This is a genomic window from Clostridioides sp. ZZV14-6153, from assembly GCF_020657855.1.
In the GTDB taxonomy this organism is placed as follows: Bacteria; Bacillota; Clostridia; order Peptostreptococcales; family Peptostreptococcaceae; genus Clostridioides.
On the sequence record NZ_JAGWCZ010000004.1, the window covers coordinates 25753 to 43044 of the forward strand.

The 17292-nt window shown below is 29.6% G+C and carries 15 protein-coding genes; all 15 read right to left on the minus strand.

The window, feature by feature from the left end; all coding sequences use genetic code 11:
* Positions 1-3: 3 nt before the first annotated feature.
* The 15 genes from KGF46_RS06940 to KGF46_RS07010 all read right to left on the minus strand — a co-directional run bounded on the left by KGF46_RS06940 (position 4) and on the right by KGF46_RS07010 (position 17150).
* Positions 4-846 carry a PTS system mannose/fructose/sorbose family transporter subunit IID gene (locus KGF46_RS06940; RefSeq protein ID WP_227850197.1) on the minus strand — a complete coding sequence of 281 codons (843 nt, stop codon included), beginning with the start codon at positions 844-846 and terminating at the stop codon, positions 4-6.
* The gene (locus KGF46_RS06945; protein WP_227827510.1) at positions 830-1588 is read right to left on the minus strand and encodes a PTS mannose/fructose/sorbose/N-acetylgalactosamine transporter subunit IIC; all 759 of its coding nucleotides are present in this window, start codon (positions 1586-1588) and stop codon (positions 830-832) included. The genes KGF46_RS06940 and KGF46_RS06945 overlap by 17 nt, the downstream gene beginning before the upstream one ends.
* Before the next feature lie 17 nt (positions 1589-1605).
* The gene (locus KGF46_RS06950; RefSeq protein ID WP_227434498.1) at positions 1606-2076 is read right to left on the minus strand and encodes a PTS sugar transporter subunit IIB; all 471 of its coding nucleotides are present in this window, start codon (positions 2074-2076) and stop codon (positions 1606-1608) included.
* Positions 2076-2819, minus strand: a complete 744-nt coding sequence (locus KGF46_RS06955; RefSeq protein WP_227854612.1) for a BtpA/SgcQ family protein — start codon at positions 2817-2819, stop codon at positions 2076-2078. The genes KGF46_RS06950 and KGF46_RS06955 overlap by 1 nt, the downstream gene beginning before the upstream one ends.
* Positions 2820-2822: 3 nt before the next feature.
* Positions 2823-3236 carry a PTS sugar transporter subunit IIA gene (locus KGF46_RS06960; protein ID WP_227434496.1) on the minus strand — a complete coding sequence of 138 codons (414 nt, stop codon included), beginning with the start codon at positions 3234-3236 and terminating at the stop codon, positions 2823-2825.
* 24 nt (positions 3237-3260) lie between these two features.
* Positions 3261-4013, minus strand: coding sequence for a GntR family transcriptional regulator (locus KGF46_RS06965; RefSeq protein WP_227850199.1), 753 nt, complete (start codon positions 4011-4013; stop codon positions 3261-3263).
* Positions 4014-4349: 336 nt separating this feature from the next.
* Positions 4350-6137, minus strand: coding sequence for an aspartate--tRNA ligase (gene aspS, locus KGF46_RS06970; protein WP_227840125.1), 1788 nt, complete (start codon positions 6135-6137; stop codon positions 4350-4352).
* Between the two features lie 73 nt (positions 6138-6210).
* Positions 6211-7473 (minus strand): histidine--tRNA ligase, encoded by a 1263-nt coding sequence (hisS, locus tag KGF46_RS06975; protein ID WP_227827514.1) that lies wholly within the window; start codon positions 7471-7473, stop codon positions 6211-6213.
* The gene (locus KGF46_RS06980) at positions 7463-9022 is read right to left on the minus strand and encodes a coproporphyrinogen III oxidase (protein ID WP_227861886.1); all 1560 of its coding nucleotides are present in this window, start codon (positions 9020-9022) and stop codon (positions 7463-7465) included. The genes hisS and KGF46_RS06980 overlap by 11 nt, the downstream gene beginning before the upstream one ends.
* Positions 9023-9113: 91 nt before the next feature.
* Positions 9114-9728 (minus strand): MBL fold metallo-hydrolase, encoded by a 615-nt coding sequence (locus KGF46_RS06985; RefSeq protein WP_227827516.1) that lies wholly within the window; start codon positions 9726-9728, stop codon positions 9114-9116.
* 14 nt (positions 9729-9742) lie between these two features.
* Entirely contained in the window at positions 9743-10192 is a 450-nt protein-coding gene (gene dtd, locus KGF46_RS06990; protein WP_227827517.1) for a D-aminoacyl-tRNA deacylase, read from the minus strand.
* A gap of 24 nt (positions 10193-10216) precedes the next feature.
* Entirely contained in the window at positions 10217-12424 is a 2208-nt protein-coding gene (locus KGF46_RS06995) for a RelA/SpoT family protein (RefSeq protein WP_227827518.1), read from the minus strand.
* Between the two features lie 73 nt (positions 12425-12497).
* Positions 12498-13010: an adenine phosphoribosyltransferase gene (locus KGF46_RS07000; protein ID WP_227827519.1), complete on the minus strand. Its 513-nt coding sequence runs from the start codon at positions 13008-13010 to the stop codon at positions 12498-12500.
* Positions 13011-13022: 12 nt separating this feature from the next.
* Entirely contained in the window at positions 13023-15473 is a 2451-nt protein-coding gene (recJ, locus tag KGF46_RS07005; RefSeq protein WP_227827520.1) for a single-stranded-DNA-specific exonuclease RecJ, read from the minus strand.
* A gap of 12 nt (positions 15474-15485) precedes the next feature.
* Positions 15486-17150, minus strand: a complete 1665-nt coding sequence (locus tag KGF46_RS07010) for an ABC1 kinase family protein (RefSeq protein WP_227827521.1) — start codon at positions 17148-17150, stop codon at positions 15486-15488.
* Positions 17151-17292 lie beyond the last annotated feature (142 nt).

Genomic DNA, 17292 nt, shown 5'->3' on the forward strand with positions numbered 1-17292 from the left:
TATTTATACTACCCCAACTGCAGCTAATATTATACAAATAACCATAACTGAAATTAATATCGTAGTTGTCTTGACTTTTTTTCCTAATAACCAATACATAATTCCAAATATCATAGCTGGAAGCATACATGGCATTATTTGGTCTAAGTAAGTTTGAATAGGTTCTGCCCATTCTCCACTACCTACATTAACACTAAGTTTTAGTATTACATTAGATGCAGTCATACCTCCAATTACCATAAGCCCTAGCATTGATGCTGCTTCCATAACTTTTGAGACTATATTTGAGCCACTTACATCTTTAAAAAATTGAGTTCCATACTTAAATCCTTTATCTAGACATATATAACGAATAATAAAGTGAGGAACATTTATTATTAGAAGAAATAAAATTGGACCCATTATATTCCCCTGAGAAGCTAAAGCTATACCAACTCCAGCTGCTATAAGCTTTAATGTTCCCCAGAAAAATGAATCTCCTATTCCAGAAACTGGTCCCATTAAACTTGACTTAACAGCATTTATACTCTTTGCATCAAATTCTTCATTCTTTGCATTTTCTTCTTCCATAGCTCCAGATATACCAACTAAAAGAGTACTTATATGAGGTGTAACTGACATAAATTCAAGATGTCTTTTTAAAGCTTGAGATTTTTTTTCTTTATCATCTTTATATAATCTACGGATTATTGGTGCCATCATATATGCATATGCTATATTTTGCATACGTTCGTAGTTCCAAGATGAATCTAATGTTAGAGATCTTCTAAAACATTTCCAAAAGTCTTTTCTTGTTATTTTGCTATCTGGAGAAATTGTTTCTAATTTTTTAGAATTCGTTGTCATCCACTACTACCTCCTTTTCTCCTACAAAGTTAACATATATTAGAGCTACTGCTAATCCAAATAATGCAACTCCTGTTACTGTTATTTTTAAATAAGCAACCATTATAAATCCTAATAATAAGAATGCTATCGTTTTCTTGTTAAGCATCATTCTAGCTAACATGGCAAAACCTATTGCTGGTATCACGCCTGCTGCAACATCCATACCATGAATTACATATGATGGTATAAATGAAAGTATCTTTTCTATTACTGGAACACCTAATGAGAATCCTATACCTACTATTACTGCTAGTATTAATTTATTACCTATACCAAATAATAATTGTATACGTTCTACACCTTCAATGTTACCATCTTCTGCATAACGGTCAGCAAGATGAGCTCCCCATGTAAGTACTACTGTCATTAAGAAGTTGTCTATAAGTAATACTAAAGTTGCTATAGGAACTGCAAGTACAACTGCTGCGGATACATCTTGACCAGTTAATATTACAAATGCTGTAGCAATAATAGAACCAGATACAAAGTCAGGAGGATTACTTGCTCCAACTGGGAATGCACCCATAAATACTAGTTCTAATGTTGACCCTATTACTATACCTGTACGTAAATCTCCTAGTGCTAAACCAACAAGCGGTGCAACCACTATAGGTCTATTATGCATTGTAGAACCTACAAAACAATGCATATATGCAAAGAATGCAATTAGAGTTATTAGAATAACTTGTGTAAATTCCATTTTTATCCCCCTAAAAATTATATTAATTTCATTACATTTGTAGCATCATCATCAGGAACTAATTGTACGAATACATTTACACCTTCTGAATCTAATTCTTTAATCATGTTTATATCATCCTTTGATACATGAACTGCCTTAGATATATTTTCACGATTATCATCTGATTTTGTTCCACCAAGGTTTATTGATTTAATAGATTTAACTTCTTTAGATAGTCTATAAACATCTTCTACAGATTCGCAAAGTATCAAAAGATTGTATTTATCAGTAACACCTGAATTAAGTGCTTTTATAGAATCTGCTATACTTTTCATTACAAGTTTGACATTAGATGGCTTAGCCATTTTAAGCCCTGCCATTCTTAAATCATCCTTTAATAATTCATCACTTGCTATTAGTATGCAATCTGTATTTAAAAACTTTGTCCATGTAAATGCTACTTGTCCATGTATAAGTCTGTGGTCTACCCTTACTAATTTAATCATTATAATTCCTCCCTAATTCTTTTTATTTCATCCATAAATGTTTTTACGTGTTCTGCACTAACATCTCCAAAGTCTTGGTAATTATCTTTGAAGTAACTTCCTATTATTGCCATATCCCCTATTTCAAGTTGCTTTTTTGCGTTTTCTAATGTAACTCCAGCTGCAATAACTAAAGGGAAATCTCCTACATTTTTACGGAATAATTCTATTTTTTCCATTGATGTTTCTTGCCCTGTGGCATTTTCTGTAACTGCTATAGCATCACATCTTGTCATCCCTATTTTTAAATCTTCTTCAACAGTATTTTCTGATAAAACTGGTTGGTACTTAAAACGTACCCCTCCAATTAAATAAGCTTGACATTTTGAGCGGTGTAATTTGAAAAATTCTTCTAAAGTAGCCTCATCTCTAGGTTTAACATGACCTACTACAGAATCAACTTGTACATATCTTGCATTATATCTTGTTGCTAGTTCAAATCCCATAGTATCAATGTTTAAGCAGTTTACTCCATATGGTATTGATAAATTGGCTTTTGATACATATTCAAGTATTCTTTCTAAATCATAATAATTGCCGTAGTAATTTTCTAACATTATTCCATCTACACCATTTTCTTCTAAGATACTAATTTCTTTTTTAGCTCTTTCAAAAATATCATCTGAAGTATCTCCCTTTAAGTGTATCATTGCTATAATTGGTTTTTTGTTTTTAAAAACTGATAATATTCCTTTATTGTCCATAAACTAAAATACCTCTTCTTCTTCATTTATTTGTAATGTTACATTTTGTATTCCCATTCTAGATTCTTTTGCTAACTGTTCTGCATCTTCAGTTGTTAATTTATCAGAAAATCTTGTAAGAAGCTCTAATACCATATTTAAGTTCATTCCTGAAAATAACTTAACATTATGTAACTTAGTTAACCTTAACATAGCAGTACATACACTTGCTCCGTATAAATCAGATAAAATTATATATTCACATTCTTTATCTTCTACTATTGTTTTTTCTAACTCTAAAGCAAAATCTGAAGCGCTTTGTCCAGGATATAAACTGTATGAATTAACGCAATTTGCTAAATCTCCTACTATCATTTTCACTGAATCTAAAAGCCCTTTTGAAAAGTCTCCATGAGACGCTAATATTATTTTTCTCATATTTATTCCTCTCCTAAGTGTAAATTATATTTCTGCTGATACTGCATATTTATACTTATCACTTCTTATAAATTGTTCATTGTAATATAAAACATCATTATTCTCTGTATATACTAATTGTCTTACTTTTAATAATGGCATATTGCTTGCACATTTAAGGTGGTCAGAATATTCTTTGTTTGAGTGTTTTACTTCAAATATATTTTCCACACGATTAGGCAATGTACTTATATTGTTGGATATAACTTCCATTAAAGACTTATCTTCCAGCTCTTCTTTTAATAAAAACATGTAATCTATTCTAAAGAAATCAACTTCAAAAATAACAGGTACTTCATCTATTAATCGAAGTCTTTTAATACATATTATCTTCTCTTCTAGTTCAATATTTAAAGCTTCAGCCACCTGCTTATCAGCTTTTTTTATTAAAATAGAGATTATCTTAGTACTTGGTTTTGCATTAATACGATGACAAGAATTAGTGAAACTATTTCCCGCACATGTTGCTTCTATTCTCTCTGGTATAGTTACATAAGTTCCTTTTCCACGCTTTTTACATAATATATCTTCTTTTACAAGTTCATTAAGCGCATTTCTCACAGTTATACGACTTATATTAAACTCCTTACATAAGTCTACTTCAGATGGAAGTTTATCTCCTGGTTTATATATACCAGCTGCTATTTGTTTTTTTATATTGTCATATAGTTGTTGGTACAAAGGAATAAATGAATTTACCTCTAAGTCCATTTCTTTTTTATGCTTTTTTTCATCCATTTTAGTCACCTCCTCATGTAGTATTTTTATAACATTATATAACAAGTTCTTTATTACATATTATAACAACTTGAAATCGTTGTCAATTTATTTTTAAATAATTTTTAATTTGGTAATTTTTTGATTTTTTTGTCTAATATGATATTTTATTGTTTGTAGTATCAGGTAGGAATAGTTTGACTTTTACTAATCTAACAGAATTCTTTTTTAGGATTGTGTAAACAATAGTTAATGGTACTTTTAATTGACAATTATTACTATTAGATAGTATAAAAAAAAGACGTCGCCCTATTTTTTAGTGCGACAGTCTTTTATATATTATTTCTTATTCATATATTACTCTTTATCTTTTATATCAACTTTTATACTTAATTCATCCAATTGCTCATCATCTGCTACTGTAGGAGCATTTGTCATAGGACAAACAGCATTTTGATTTTTAGGGAATGCAATAACTTCTCTTATATTTTCCGCTCCTGCAAGCAACATAACAAGTCTATCAAGCCCAAAAGCTAGTCCAGCATGAGGAGGAGTTCCATATTTGAATGCTTCTAATAAGTAACCAAACTTCTCATTAGCTCTTTCTTCTGTAAAACCAAGTGCTTTAAACATTCTTGATTGAACATCTGAATTTGATATTCTAACACTTCCTCCACCTATTTCATATCCATTTAATACAATATCATAAGCTTTAGCTCTTAAAGATGATTTATCTCCATCTTCTAGTTTATCTAAATCTTCATCCATAGGTGATGTAAATGGGTGATGCATTGCTGCAAACTTACCTGTTTCTTCATCTTCTTCAAAAACCGGGAATTCAGTTACCCATAATAAGTTATATACATTCTTATCTAGTATATTAAGTCTATTTGCCACTTCAAGTCTAACTTGTCCTAAAGCATCAAATACTACTGAGTTTTTATCAGCTACAAATAAAAGTAAATCTCCTACTTCTGCATTCATTCTTGTAAGTATAGCATTCATTTCCTCTTCACTAAAGAATTTTGCTATCGGAGAAGTTACTCCATCTTGACCTACTTTCATCCAAGCAAGTCCTTTTGCTCTATATGTTTTAGCATGTTCTTCTAATGAAGATATTTGTTTTCTAGTAAAATCGTCAGCTTTTCCTTTTACATTTATACCTCTCACACTTTTTCCTGGTTGTGTAGCATCAGCAAACACCTTAAATCCACAATTACAAACAACATCAGATATATCTGTTAGCTCATAACCAAATCTAGTGTCTGGTTTGTCTGAACCATATCTAGCCATAGCTTCTGCATAAGTCATTTTAGGAAGTGGAAGTGTCAATTCTACATTTAAAACTTCTTTAAATATAACTTCAAGCAAACCTTCAATCATACTCATAACATCTTCTTGTTCAACAAAAGACATTTCACAGTCTATTTGTGTAAATTCTGGTTGTCTATCAGCTCTTAGGTCTTCATCTCTAAAACACTTAACTATTTGGAAATATCTATCCATTCCACTTACCATTAATAATTGTTTGTATAATTGTGGTGATTGTGGTAATGCATAAAATTTCCCTGGATTAACTCTACTTGGTACAAGATAATCTCTTGCTCCTTCTGGTGTTGGAGCAATTAAAAATGGTGTTTCTATTTCACAAAATCTATTATTTGATAAGTAATTTCTTGTAATATTCATTACTTTGTGTCTTAATTTTAAATTTCTTTGCATAGATGACTTTCTAAGGTCTAAGTATCTATATTTTAGTCTTAGTGCTTCTGAAACATCATCATCATCTTTTATATAAATAGGTGGAGTTTCTGATTTATTTAAAAGTCTAAGTTCAGTTGCAAATATCTCTATATCCCCAGTTGGCATGTTAGGGTTTTTAGACTGTCTTTCACATACTTTTCCTTTTACTGCTATTACAAACTCAGCACCTAATTTTTCAGCTTTTTCAAAAGCTTCTTTATCTACATCTGTGTCAAAAACTATTTGGCATAATCCACTTGTATCTCTTAAATCAACAAATACAAGTCCTCCTAAGTTTCTTTTTTTCTGTACCCATCCCATAAGTACAACTTCTTCATTTATGTTTTTTTCTCTCAACTCTCCACAGTAGTGAGTTCTCTTTAAACCCTTTAAAGTTTCCAAGATACTACCTCCATTTTATTTAATTTTAATGCTATATATTTATCTAATACACAAAACATCATACTTTCTTATTTTACAGCTTTTGCTTTAATTCTTCAACTAATGTACTTAATTTTACAGTAGTTTGCTCTGATGTTTTCATATTTTTTAATGTTGCAGTGTCATTTTTTAACTCGTCATCACCAATTACTATTGTAAATTTTGAATTTATTTTATCTGAATACTTAAATTGTGCTTTTACACTTCTTTCTATATGGTCTTTATCCGCACTTATATGATTTTGTCTCAAATCTTTCAACAATTTAAAGCTTCTTGTATTTGCTTCTTCACCTATAGTTACTATAAATATGTCTGTAGATTGAGGGTTTTCTATTTCAATTCCATTGCCTTCAAGTGTAAGTAAAAGTCTTTCAATACCTAGTCCAAATCCAATTCCACTTATACCTTTTGGACCCCCTAGTTGTTCAACAAGACCATCATATCTACCTCCACCACATACAGTACTTTGAGCACCTATATCATTAGATATAATTTCAAAAGCAGTTTTTCTATAGTAATCTAATCCTCTAACTATTGTTTTGTCAATTACAAAGTTTATATTCATTTCCTTTAAGTATTCTTGAAGTTTATCAAAGTGAGCTTTACAATCATCACACAAATGGTCTGCAATAAATGGTATATCTTTGATATTTTCTTTACATGTAGGGTTTTTACAGTCTATAACCCTCATTGGATTTTTTTCTCTTCTCTCATTACAAGTCTCACATAATATATCTGCTTTTGAATCAAGATATTCTTTTAATAAAGCATTGTACTCTTTTCTACAAACTGGACAACCCACTGAATTTATACTCACTACCAAATCATTTAATCCAACTTCATTAAAAAATTGAACAGCTAGTGCTATTATTTCAGCATCCATTGAAGGAGTATCACTTCCAAGTGCTTCTATACCAAATTGATGAAATTGTCTCTGTCTACCAGCTTGTGGTCTTTCGTATCTAAAACAAGGTGTAACATAAAATAATTTTGTTGGTTGAGTATCTGCATATAATTTATTCTCTATAAATGCTCTGACTACACCAGCTGTACCCTCTGGCTTTAGAGTAATTTCTCTATCCCCTTTATCTTTAAAAGAATACATTTCTTTTTGAACTATATCTGTAGTATCTCCAACACTTCTCTTAAAAAGTTCTGTATGTTCAAATATAGGAGTTACCATTTCCTCATACCCATATAAAGCACATATTTCTCTAAATTTATTTTCTACATAACGCCATTTATAAGCCTCTTTTGGAGTTATGTCTTTAGTTCCTCTGGGAGCTTTAGTCAACATTTTTATATACCTCTTCTTTCTTCCTTTTTATCATTTCATCTACTCTATCAATGTATTGTTCAACATTCTTTACATTTTCTACTCTTTCAATTCTATCTTCATCTACATAAACAAATTTTGATATAGCACCTGCACCCAAGGCATAGTTGCTTTGTTTTTCCTCCATAATTTGTATATTGTAAATACACTCATATCCTTCTTTAGCATAACCTATATTTTCTAAGTTACCTAGCATATGTTTTTGTCTGTACATATAATATGGATTAAGTCCCATATCCTTAGCATATTTCATTGATAAATCTATCATTTTTATCATTTCTTCATACTGAGTTAAATGTTCTTTGTACTTATCCATATTTATATTTAGGTTAGAAGCTCTTTTTATAGCTAATGTATGAACTGTAAGACTTTCAGGAGAAAGTTTTTTTATTTCCTCTAATGTATTTCTTACCATGTCTAAGTCTTCATCTATAAGTCCTAAAATTATATCCATATTTATATTGTCAAATCCCATATTTCGAGCCATAATAAAACAATCTGCTAAATCAGAAACTTTATGTTCTCTTCCAATTTTAACCAAAGTCTCATCATTCATAGTTTGAGGATTTATACTAATTCTACTTACATTGTGTTTTTTTAATACACTTAATTTTTCTTTGGTAATAGTATCTGGTCTACCTGCTTCTACCGTAAACTCTTTAATTTTGCTTAAATCCAATTCTCTAAATAGAGCATTTATAAGTAAATCCAATTCTTCCTCATCCAATGTAGTAGGAGTTCCACCACCGATATATAGAGTTTCAATTTCTTTATTAGTATCCTCAATAACCTTGGCAAATCCTTTAATTTCTTCAATCAATTTATAAACATATTCTCTTTTTAAATGGCCAAATTGCTTTAATGAGTTTGAGGGAAATGAACAGTATACACATCTAGTTGGGCAGAATGGAATACTTACATAAAGAGAAATTTTATTTTTATCTATTGGATACATAAATAAGCGTTCTCTTTTAGCTATTTCAAGAGCTAAATCTATTTTCTCATCCATTATAAAATAGTTATCTTTTAAAATAGTTCTTATACTATTATCATCTAGTTTTTCATCCATCAGATTGTGGACAATTTTGACTGGTCTGATACCAGTCAAAATGCCCCATGGAACATAAGAATTAAATATTTGTTTAAGTACTATAAACATACTTTTTTTAATACTTTCTTTGCATAATTTTCTAATCTTTCTCTTACTTTCATTATCTAGTCTATCTAAAAACTCTTCAATCGTCTTATTATTACAAAATCCATTTAAAAACTCAGTATTTATATCTTTAATATTTTGCATTGATTCATACTTTAAGTTACCACCTTCATAATACTCAGTAATTGAAAGTAAAGTATCATTTTCATAAACCAATCTATTTATTAAGTATCTTGACTCCATACTATTGCTACAATCAGCAAAGTCATTAAATTTAAATTCACTAGTAAACAATTTTATAAGTTCTGCTACTTCATACTTATAATCATGTCCTTTTAAAAAAACATCCAACATCAACTTAACTCCTTCTATTAAACACTAGAAGAACCCCCTCACTGATACAGTTATTAAATATTTGATACTATTTTTAAATATTAATATAAAATTACATGTAAGGATTTGTCTTCTTTTCAACACCTAGAGTACTAGTTGGTCCATGACCAGGGTATACTCTAACAGCATCTTCATATTTACATAATTTTTTAAGTGATTTCTCCATTTGGTGGAAATCTCCACTATATAAATCAGTTCTACCAATACTTCCAGCAAACAACGTATCTCCTGTGAACATGTCATCTTCAACTCTTATACACATACACCCTTGTGTATGACCTGGAGTATGCAAGAAAGTCATTTTTAGTTCACCAAGTTCAAGCTTATCTTTATCATTTACATATATATCTGCATCAAATTCTTGTGCACCACATCTCATTGTATAACTTAAGTTTTTATTTTTATCATTTAATAATTCTTTTTCATCAATATGTGCAACTACCTTAGCACCAGTCTTCTCTTTAATATCTTTAACATACCCTATATGGTCACCATGTCCATGAGTAAGAATTATATATTCAACATTCAATCCATTTTCTTTTACAAAGCTTAATGTATCTACTAAACTTCCTCCTGGGTCTATAACTACACATTTTTTAGTTTTTTCATCACCTAATACATAAGTGTTTACTCCAAAATAACTATCTACAAATTTTTTTATAACCATTAAAGTTTTCCCCCTTAAAAAGATTTACTTGAGTCTAATAGTATTGTTACTGGTCCATCATTAGTTAATTCTACCATCATATGAGCTCCAAATTGACCTGTACCTACTGTTACACCTTTATCTTTGGCTTTTTTTACAAATTCTTCATACAAATCATTTGCAAGCTCTGGTCTAGCTGCGTTACTAAATCCAGGTCTTCTTCCTTTTCTACAGTCTCCATATAAAGTAAATTGAGATACTACTAAAAGTTCTCCACCTATGTCCATTAGAGATAAATTCATCTTATCATTTTCATCTTCAAAAATTCTTAGGTTTAATATTTTATCAATCATGTAGTCTACATCACTTGATTTATCATCATGAGTTACTCCCAACAGTACTAGCAACCCCTTATTTACTTGACCTATAATGTTTTCATCTACTGTAACTTTAGATGAAGATACTCTTTGTACTACTGCTCTCATATTTTCCTCCCTATTATTTTAACTCTAATTTGTCATTCTATAAATACTTTCTACACCAGGAATTGCTTTTAATTTTTTCATTAGAATTTTCAATTCCTCCGTGTCATTAACTTCTACAAGTAGATTTATACTTACAATACTATCTTTTCCTTTTCTTGCATTTATTCCATTTAAGCTAAGTTTATCCATTGCAACAATATGAGTTATTTCATTAACAATTCCTCTTCTGTCAGCAGCCTTTATTTGAATCTCAGCTTCAAACTTGCCTTTACCTGCTGAACTCCATGAAACTTCCACTAATCTATTTTGGAAGAAATCTCCATTATTATTTGCATTTGGACAATCCGCTCTGTGTATAGCTACACCTCTACCTTTAGTGATATACCCCACAATCTCATCTCCTGGAAGTGGATTACAACATTTAGCAAACCTTACTAAGATATTATCAAGTCCTTTTACTATAATACCTTGTGATGAATTTTTCTTTCTCTTTTTGCTGTATTCTGTTTCACTCATATTGTGTTTATTTAAATCTTCTTCTTGCATCTGTTGTTCTTTTTTTACTTTTTTAATTTCTTTTAAATACAAATCTTTTACTTTAGATACAACTTGAGATGACATTATACCACCATAACCTACAGTTGCAACTAAATCTTCAACACTTGGCTGATTAAATTTCTTGGCAACTAGTGCCATGTATTTTTCAACAAGAGGGTCTTTCTGTGGTATATCATGTTTCTTAAATTCTCTTTCTAATATGGTATTCCCACGGTCAACATTTTCTTCTCTTCTTTCTTTCTTGAAAAATTGTCTAATTCTACTCTTTGCATTTGGTGTTTTTACTATGTTAAGCCAGTCTCGACTTGGACCATTAGAATTAGATGATGTAAGTACTTCAACAATATTACCATTTTGAAGCTTATAATCAATAGGTACTATTCTTCCGTCAATTTTTGCTCCAACACATTTATTTCCTACATTTGTATGAACTCTATAGGCAAAATCTATAGGAGTTGATTCTGCTGGTAATTCAATTACATCTCCTCGTGGAGTAAATACATAAACCTGACTATTAAATACATCTTCTTTAAGTGCATCCATAAATTCTTGTGGGTCTTTTAAATCTTTTTCCCACTCCATCATTTGTCTTAACCACTGAAGTTTCTCTTCAACTTTTACTTCTTTGCCAGAAATACCTTCTTTATATTTCCAGTGTGCTGCAATACCATTTTCTGCTATATTATGCATTTCATGAGTCCTTATTTGTATCTCTAAAGGCTCTCCATCAGGCCCTACAACAGTAGTGTGTAATGATTGGTACATATTTGGCTTTGGCATTGCTATATAGTCTTTAAATCTACCTGGAATAGGTCTCCATAATGTATGAACTATACCAAGTACAGCATAACAGTCTTTTACATTATCTACTAGTATTCTTACGGCTGTTAAATCAAAAATTTCTTCAAAAGTCTTGTGTTTTTTCTGCATTTTTCTATAAATGCTGTAAAAATGCTTTGGTCTACCATATACATCACATGGTATACTTAAATCTTTAAACTTATCTTTAAGAAGCTCAACAATCCCTTGTATATAGTCTTCTCTTTGACTTCTCTTCATTGACACTCTATCAACTAATTCATAGTACCCTTCTGGGTCCATAAACCTTAATGCTCTGTCTTCTAGTTCCCACTTTATCTTAGATATACCTAATCTGTGGGCTATACCTCCATAAATCTCTAGTGTTTCTTTTGCTTTATACTTTGCTTTTTCTGGAGGCATGTATTTTAATGTTCTCATATTATGCAATCTATCAGCAAGCTTTATAAGTATAACCCTTATATCTTTTGCCATTGCTAGAAACATTTTTCTTAAATTTTCAGATTGAGTTTCTTCTTTTGAACGATATTTTATCTGACCAAGTTTTGTTACTCCATCAACTAAATCCGCTACTTCTTTCCCAAATTCTTTTGTTATGTCTTCATAGGTATATTCTGTATCTTCTACAACATCGTGAAGCAAACCTGCTGTTATAGTTTCAATATCTAATTCCATCTCTATTAAAATATTTGCCACTGCCAATGGATGAATAAAGTATGGTTCCCCAGATTTTCTATATTGTCCATCATGCGCTTTTTTTGCAAGATTGTAGGCTTTTTCAACCTTTTCAAAATTTGCATTAGGTGCATAAACTTTTATCTTTTCAATTATTTCTTGTAATTCTTTATCATGCATATAACCACCTATTTTGTATAAAATTTTAATATATATGAAAATAGTTGGTGCTATACCAACTATTGTAAAAGTACTAGTATTTTATAAGAGAATTAACATCATAGTTAGATAACTTTTCTCTCCCATTTAAGAATTCTAGCTCAATTAAAAATTGCATAGAAACTACTTCTCCACCTAATTTTTCTACAAGCTTAGCAGCAGCTTCCATAGTTCCACCAGTAGCCAATAAATCGTCTACTATTGCCACTTTTTGACCTTTTTTAATTGCATCTTTATGTATTTCTAAAGTATCCGTACCATACTCTAATCCATACTCATAACTCTCAACTTCTCCAGGTAACTTTCCAGGTTTTCTAATTGGAATAAATCCTACTCCTAATGCATATGCTACAGGTGTACCCATCAAAAATCCTCTTGCTTCTGGCCCTACTACTAAATCCACACCTTTGCTTTTCAATTCTCCAGCCATAGAATCTACTGCATATTTAAATGCCTCTCCATCTTTAAATAGAGTTGTAACATCTTTAAAATCTATACCTGGCTTTGGGAAATCATCAATATTCCTTATAAAGTTTTTTAAATCCATGGGAAACGCCTCCTAATAACTGCTATTGTATTGTTTTTCTAATTTTTTTAGATTATTGAGTATTAAACTCTCATTTAAATCTAATTTTTTCTGTGGTTTTGGCAATATTCTTATGAATACAGAATTTTTTTCATAATTTAAATTAAAGTCAAGTAAATTTAATTCTCTAAACACATTCAATATCGTAAAAAACTTTAATGGAATTACATTAAAAGTTCCCTTTATATTTACCATATCTAAATCAATTTCTTTTTTTATAAGTGCTTGTTTATAAATTGTTATAAATTCATCTCTTGATGGAACTATATTACTAACTACATTCTTTAAATATAATAGGTCTGTTTTATTATAATATTTTATAATTTCACTTTCTTCTCTTTTATTCTCATATATATACGAATATTCGCCTTTATTGTATAAATAATCATAAAGAATAATATTATTATATCTTTTTAAGTCTATTTTATCAATATTAGGAGAAAATATAAGCTCTAATTTATCAGTATTTTTGTTAATATCTTCAATAATATTGTAATTTATGTTAAAATCCAAGTCTATGAGTGATACATCTGATATGGCTCTATAGAATCCATTTATAGAATTAGATATTATCAATGTCTCTTGTTCAAAATAATCAAATATATTTATATCTGTATTTCCATCAAACAATTCAAAACCAGACTCAGATATATTATACAAGCTTTGTGAATCTTTTGGTATTATTTTTGACATTAATTTTAGCGAAAGTTTGTCATTACTTGCACTTTTAGGTCGAGCTAATCTAATATCTTTAAGTAAAAACTGCACTTTCCTATTTCCCATATAGTTATTTTCATCTAGTTGGAACAATACATCGACTTTATCTCCTACCTTATACAATGATTTTAAATGACTCATATTGAACCCTATACATTCATAGCACTTTTCATTTTCTACGCTTAATTTCAAATGTTGTTGATTTTTACCTATGATTTTTAAATCTTTTAGAATATAATTTCTAACTATAAATCTAGGATTAGGATTATTTAATCCAAATGGTTCTAATTTATGTAATTCCTCCACAAGATTTAAACTTATTACATTTTCTTGTAGTTCAAATTCAACATTTACATTTTCTATCATATCATCTTCAGTCAAATTATAATCTGCAAACTTATTTATTTCATTAGCCAAAGCTTCCACATTTTCTGAATTTAAAGACAATCCCGCTGCTTGTTCATGCCCACCAAACTTAGTCATTAAGTCTTTGCACTTTACAAGAGCCTCAAATATATTAAATCCTTTTATTGACCTTGCTGAGCCAGTAGCTTCTCCATGTTCTACACCTAAAAGAATCGTTGGTTTGTAGTATTTTTCAGTCAACTTAGATGCTACAATTCCTATTATTCCATGTTGCCAACCTTCTTTAGCTAGAACTAATACTTTATCATCATTATATCTGCTATTAGACTTTAACATTTCCTCAGCTTCATGATACATCTGAGCCTCTATCATCTGTCTTTCGTTATTTTTTTCTTCCAATATATTAGCTATTTCAACAGCTTCATCTTTAGATTGAGTAGTAAATAACTCAACACCCAAATAAGAATATCCTAAACGTCCTGATGCATTTATTCTAGGCCCAATTGCAAAACCTATATGAGAAGAACCTATTTTATCACTTTCTACACCACAAACTTTTATAAGCTCTCTTAATCCAATATTTTTGCCTTCTTTCATTAATTTTAAACCATTTTTTACAATTATTCTATTTTCATCCACAAGTGGAACAATATCACAGATAGTTGCCAATGTTACTATTTCTAAATAATCGTACATGCTAGCCTTAAAATCTTCTTTTGGAGTAAGTGCTTGTATCATTTTAAATGCTACACCACATCCACATAGTGCATCAAATGGATAGTTACAATCTTCTTGCTTTGGATTTATTACTGCAAAAGCTGAGGGAATTTCATTTTGGCATTCATGATGGTCTGTTATTATAACATCTATACCCAAATTATTTGCTAGATTAACCTCAGATACTGATGTAATTCCACAATCAACACTTATAATCAAATCACATCCCCTAGAGCTTATAAGCTTTATAGCATCTTCATTTATACCATAGCCTTCTTCTAGTCTATTTGGAATATAGTAATCCACATGATATCCTATACTATTAAAATATAAGCATAAAATAGAAGTAGAAGATACGCCATCAACATCATAATCCCCATAAATCCAAATTTTTTCTTTTTTATCAATAGCTAACTTTATTCTATCTACAGCCTTTTGCATATCTTTCATTAATAAAGGGTCTCTTAAATAGTCTAAAGATGGATTCATGAATATTTCTGAATCTTTTTCAGTATATATACCTCTATTTTTTAAAATTTGGCAGATTTCCGGGGAAATATTAAGTTTTTTGCTAAATTCACTTTCCTCTATCTTCCCTTTGTATTTCAGTGTCCATTTTTTCAAATTTAATTCCCCCTAATCTTTTTTGTATTTTGACCTAATACTTCTTATAACTAAGCATAGCCCTATTATAAAAGAAATAAAGAACCCTGCTATAGCAGTAAATTTTATCCATATATTATTTTCTATATTTGGTGATGCAATTATAAGTGAAGAACCTACTATAATCGATGCTAACACTAAACTCAGTGATATTTGAGACGTTAACTCTAGTATACAATTTTCTAATCTTATCATTTTAACATCTTCAATTTGCATTTTTATATTATTTCTTTCTACATTTCTTAAGATTGCTTTTAACTGTTTTGGAATAGTTTTTACATCAAGTAATATCTCTTCTACATTTTGTCTTGAGTTTAAAACTACATTCTTTGGATTGAATTTATTTTTATAATGATGCTTCATAAATTCTTTTCCCATAGAGCCAAGAGAAAAATCTGTATTTAAAGTTCTACTTGTACCCTCTAATGTTATAATAGTCTTTGCAAGTGTTACAAACTGTGCAGGCATAATTATCTTATACTGTCTAAAAAATCTAAACAATTCATTTAATATATCTGTCACATTTATCTTTTCTATAGAGATATCATAATAGTAATGTATTAGATACAGTAAATCCTGTCTAAGACCTTTAACATCAGCTTCTCCATTTAATGCATCCATTTCTATTAACAAGTATATTATTTTATCAACATTTTTTTCTACACCAGCTAATGCAATTTCATTTAATTGGTTCAAAGTTTTGTTATCAATAATTCCAATCATTCCAAAGTCTATATATGCTATCTTGTTTTTACCAACTATAAATATATTACCTGGATGTGGGTCTGCATGAAAAAAACCATGTGACAATACCTGTATAAAAAAAGACCTAACACCTATTTCAACAATAGTTTTTGTATTGTAGCCTAATTTTCTTATTTTTTCTACATCACTTAACTTTGTACCTTTAACTTTCTCCATTACTAAGATTCTCTTACTGTTATATTCTGAATATACTTTTGGTATATATACTTCATCACTATTTTTAAATATCCTAGAAAATTTAGTTGCATTTATAGATTCAAAATTGTAGTCAAGTTCTCTCATTAATTGAGTTTGAAATTCTTCTATCATTTGTTCTAAATCTAAATTAAAGTCTTTTTTTAAGTCTTTTAATGTATGCGCAATAGTTCTAAGAATCTCCAAGTCAGATTTTATTATCTTCTCTATATTAGGTCTTTGAATTTTTACAATTACTTCTTCTCCTGTTTTAAGTATTCCTTCATAAACTTGACCAATTGAAGCTGCTGCTATTGGTTCTTCTTTAAATTCTGAGAATACTTCCTCTATGCTTAATCCTACTTCTTCTTTAAATATTTCAATGGCTATATTTGAATCAAACTTCTCTACATCATCTCTAAGCTTTGATATTTCATCAATTATATCTTGGTCTAACAAGTCTTTTCTTGTACTCAATATTTGACCTATTTTTACATATGTAGGTCCTAGTTCTTCTAAGACTCTTTTCATTCTCTCACCAGTTGTCATATTTTTTATTTCTTCTGGTGGGTCAAATAGTGGTATTTTATATGCTATGCCCTCTATATTTAATCTTTCTACAATAAAGCTAAAACCATACTTTATCAAAATATATCCAATTTCTCTATATCTCTTTAAATTCCTATAACTTATTCTCAAATTTTTTCACTCCTAGAATAGGTATACCCAAAAACTTACACCTTAATTTATCTATGCCTACGACATTATTTTACTAATTGATATACTAATATCTTATATCCTCTTTAATATTTAATTTTATCACATATACTAGTAATTTTAT

What these genes read in the sequence shown, in the direction of transcription:
- KGF46_RS06940 (WP_227850197.1), bottom strand. Translation starts at nt 846, where the DNA reads ATGACAACGAATTCTAAAAAATTAGAAACAATTTCTCCAGATAGCAAA.
- KGF46_RS06945 (WP_227827510.1), bottom strand. Translation starts at nt 1,588, where the DNA reads ATGGAATTTACACAAGTTATTCTAATAACTCTAATTGCATTCTTTGCA.
- KGF46_RS06950 (WP_227434498.1), bottom strand. Translation starts at nt 2,076, where the DNA reads ATGATTAAATTAGTAAGGGTAGACCACAGACTTATACATGGACAAGTA.
- KGF46_RS06955 (WP_227854612.1), bottom strand. Translation starts at nt 2,819, where the DNA reads ATGGACAATAAAGGAATATTATCAGTTTTTAAAAACAAAAAACCAATT.
- KGF46_RS06960 (WP_227434496.1), bottom strand. Translation starts at nt 3,236, where the DNA reads ATGAGAAAAATAATATTAGCGTCTCATGGAGACTTTTCAAAAGGGCTT.
- KGF46_RS06965 (WP_227850199.1), bottom strand. Translation starts at nt 4,013, where the DNA reads ATGGATGAAAAAAAGCATAAAAAAGAAATGGACTTAGAGGTAAATTCA.
- hisS (WP_227827514.1), bottom strand. Translation starts at nt 7,473, where the DNA reads ATGTTGACTAAAGCTCCCAGAGGAACTAAAGACATAACTCCAAAAGAG.
- KGF46_RS06980 (WP_227861886.1), bottom strand. Translation starts at nt 9,022, where the DNA reads ATGTTGGATGTTTTTTTAAAAGGACATGATTATAAGTATGAAGTAGCA.
- KGF46_RS06985 (WP_227827516.1), bottom strand. Translation starts at nt 9,728, where the DNA reads ATGGTTATAAAAAAATTTGTAGATAGTTATTTTGGAGTAAACACTTAT.
- dtd (WP_227827517.1), bottom strand. Translation starts at nt 10,192, where the DNA reads ATGAGAGCAGTAGTACAAAGAGTATCTTCATCTAAAGTTACAGTAGAT.
- KGF46_RS06995 (WP_227827518.1), bottom strand. Translation starts at nt 12,424, where the DNA reads ATGCATGATAAAGAATTACAAGAAATAATTGAAAAGATAAAAGTTTAT.
- KGF46_RS07000 (WP_227827519.1), bottom strand. Translation starts at nt 13,010, where the DNA reads ATGGATTTAAAAAACTTTATAAGGAATATTGATGATTTCCCAAAGCCA.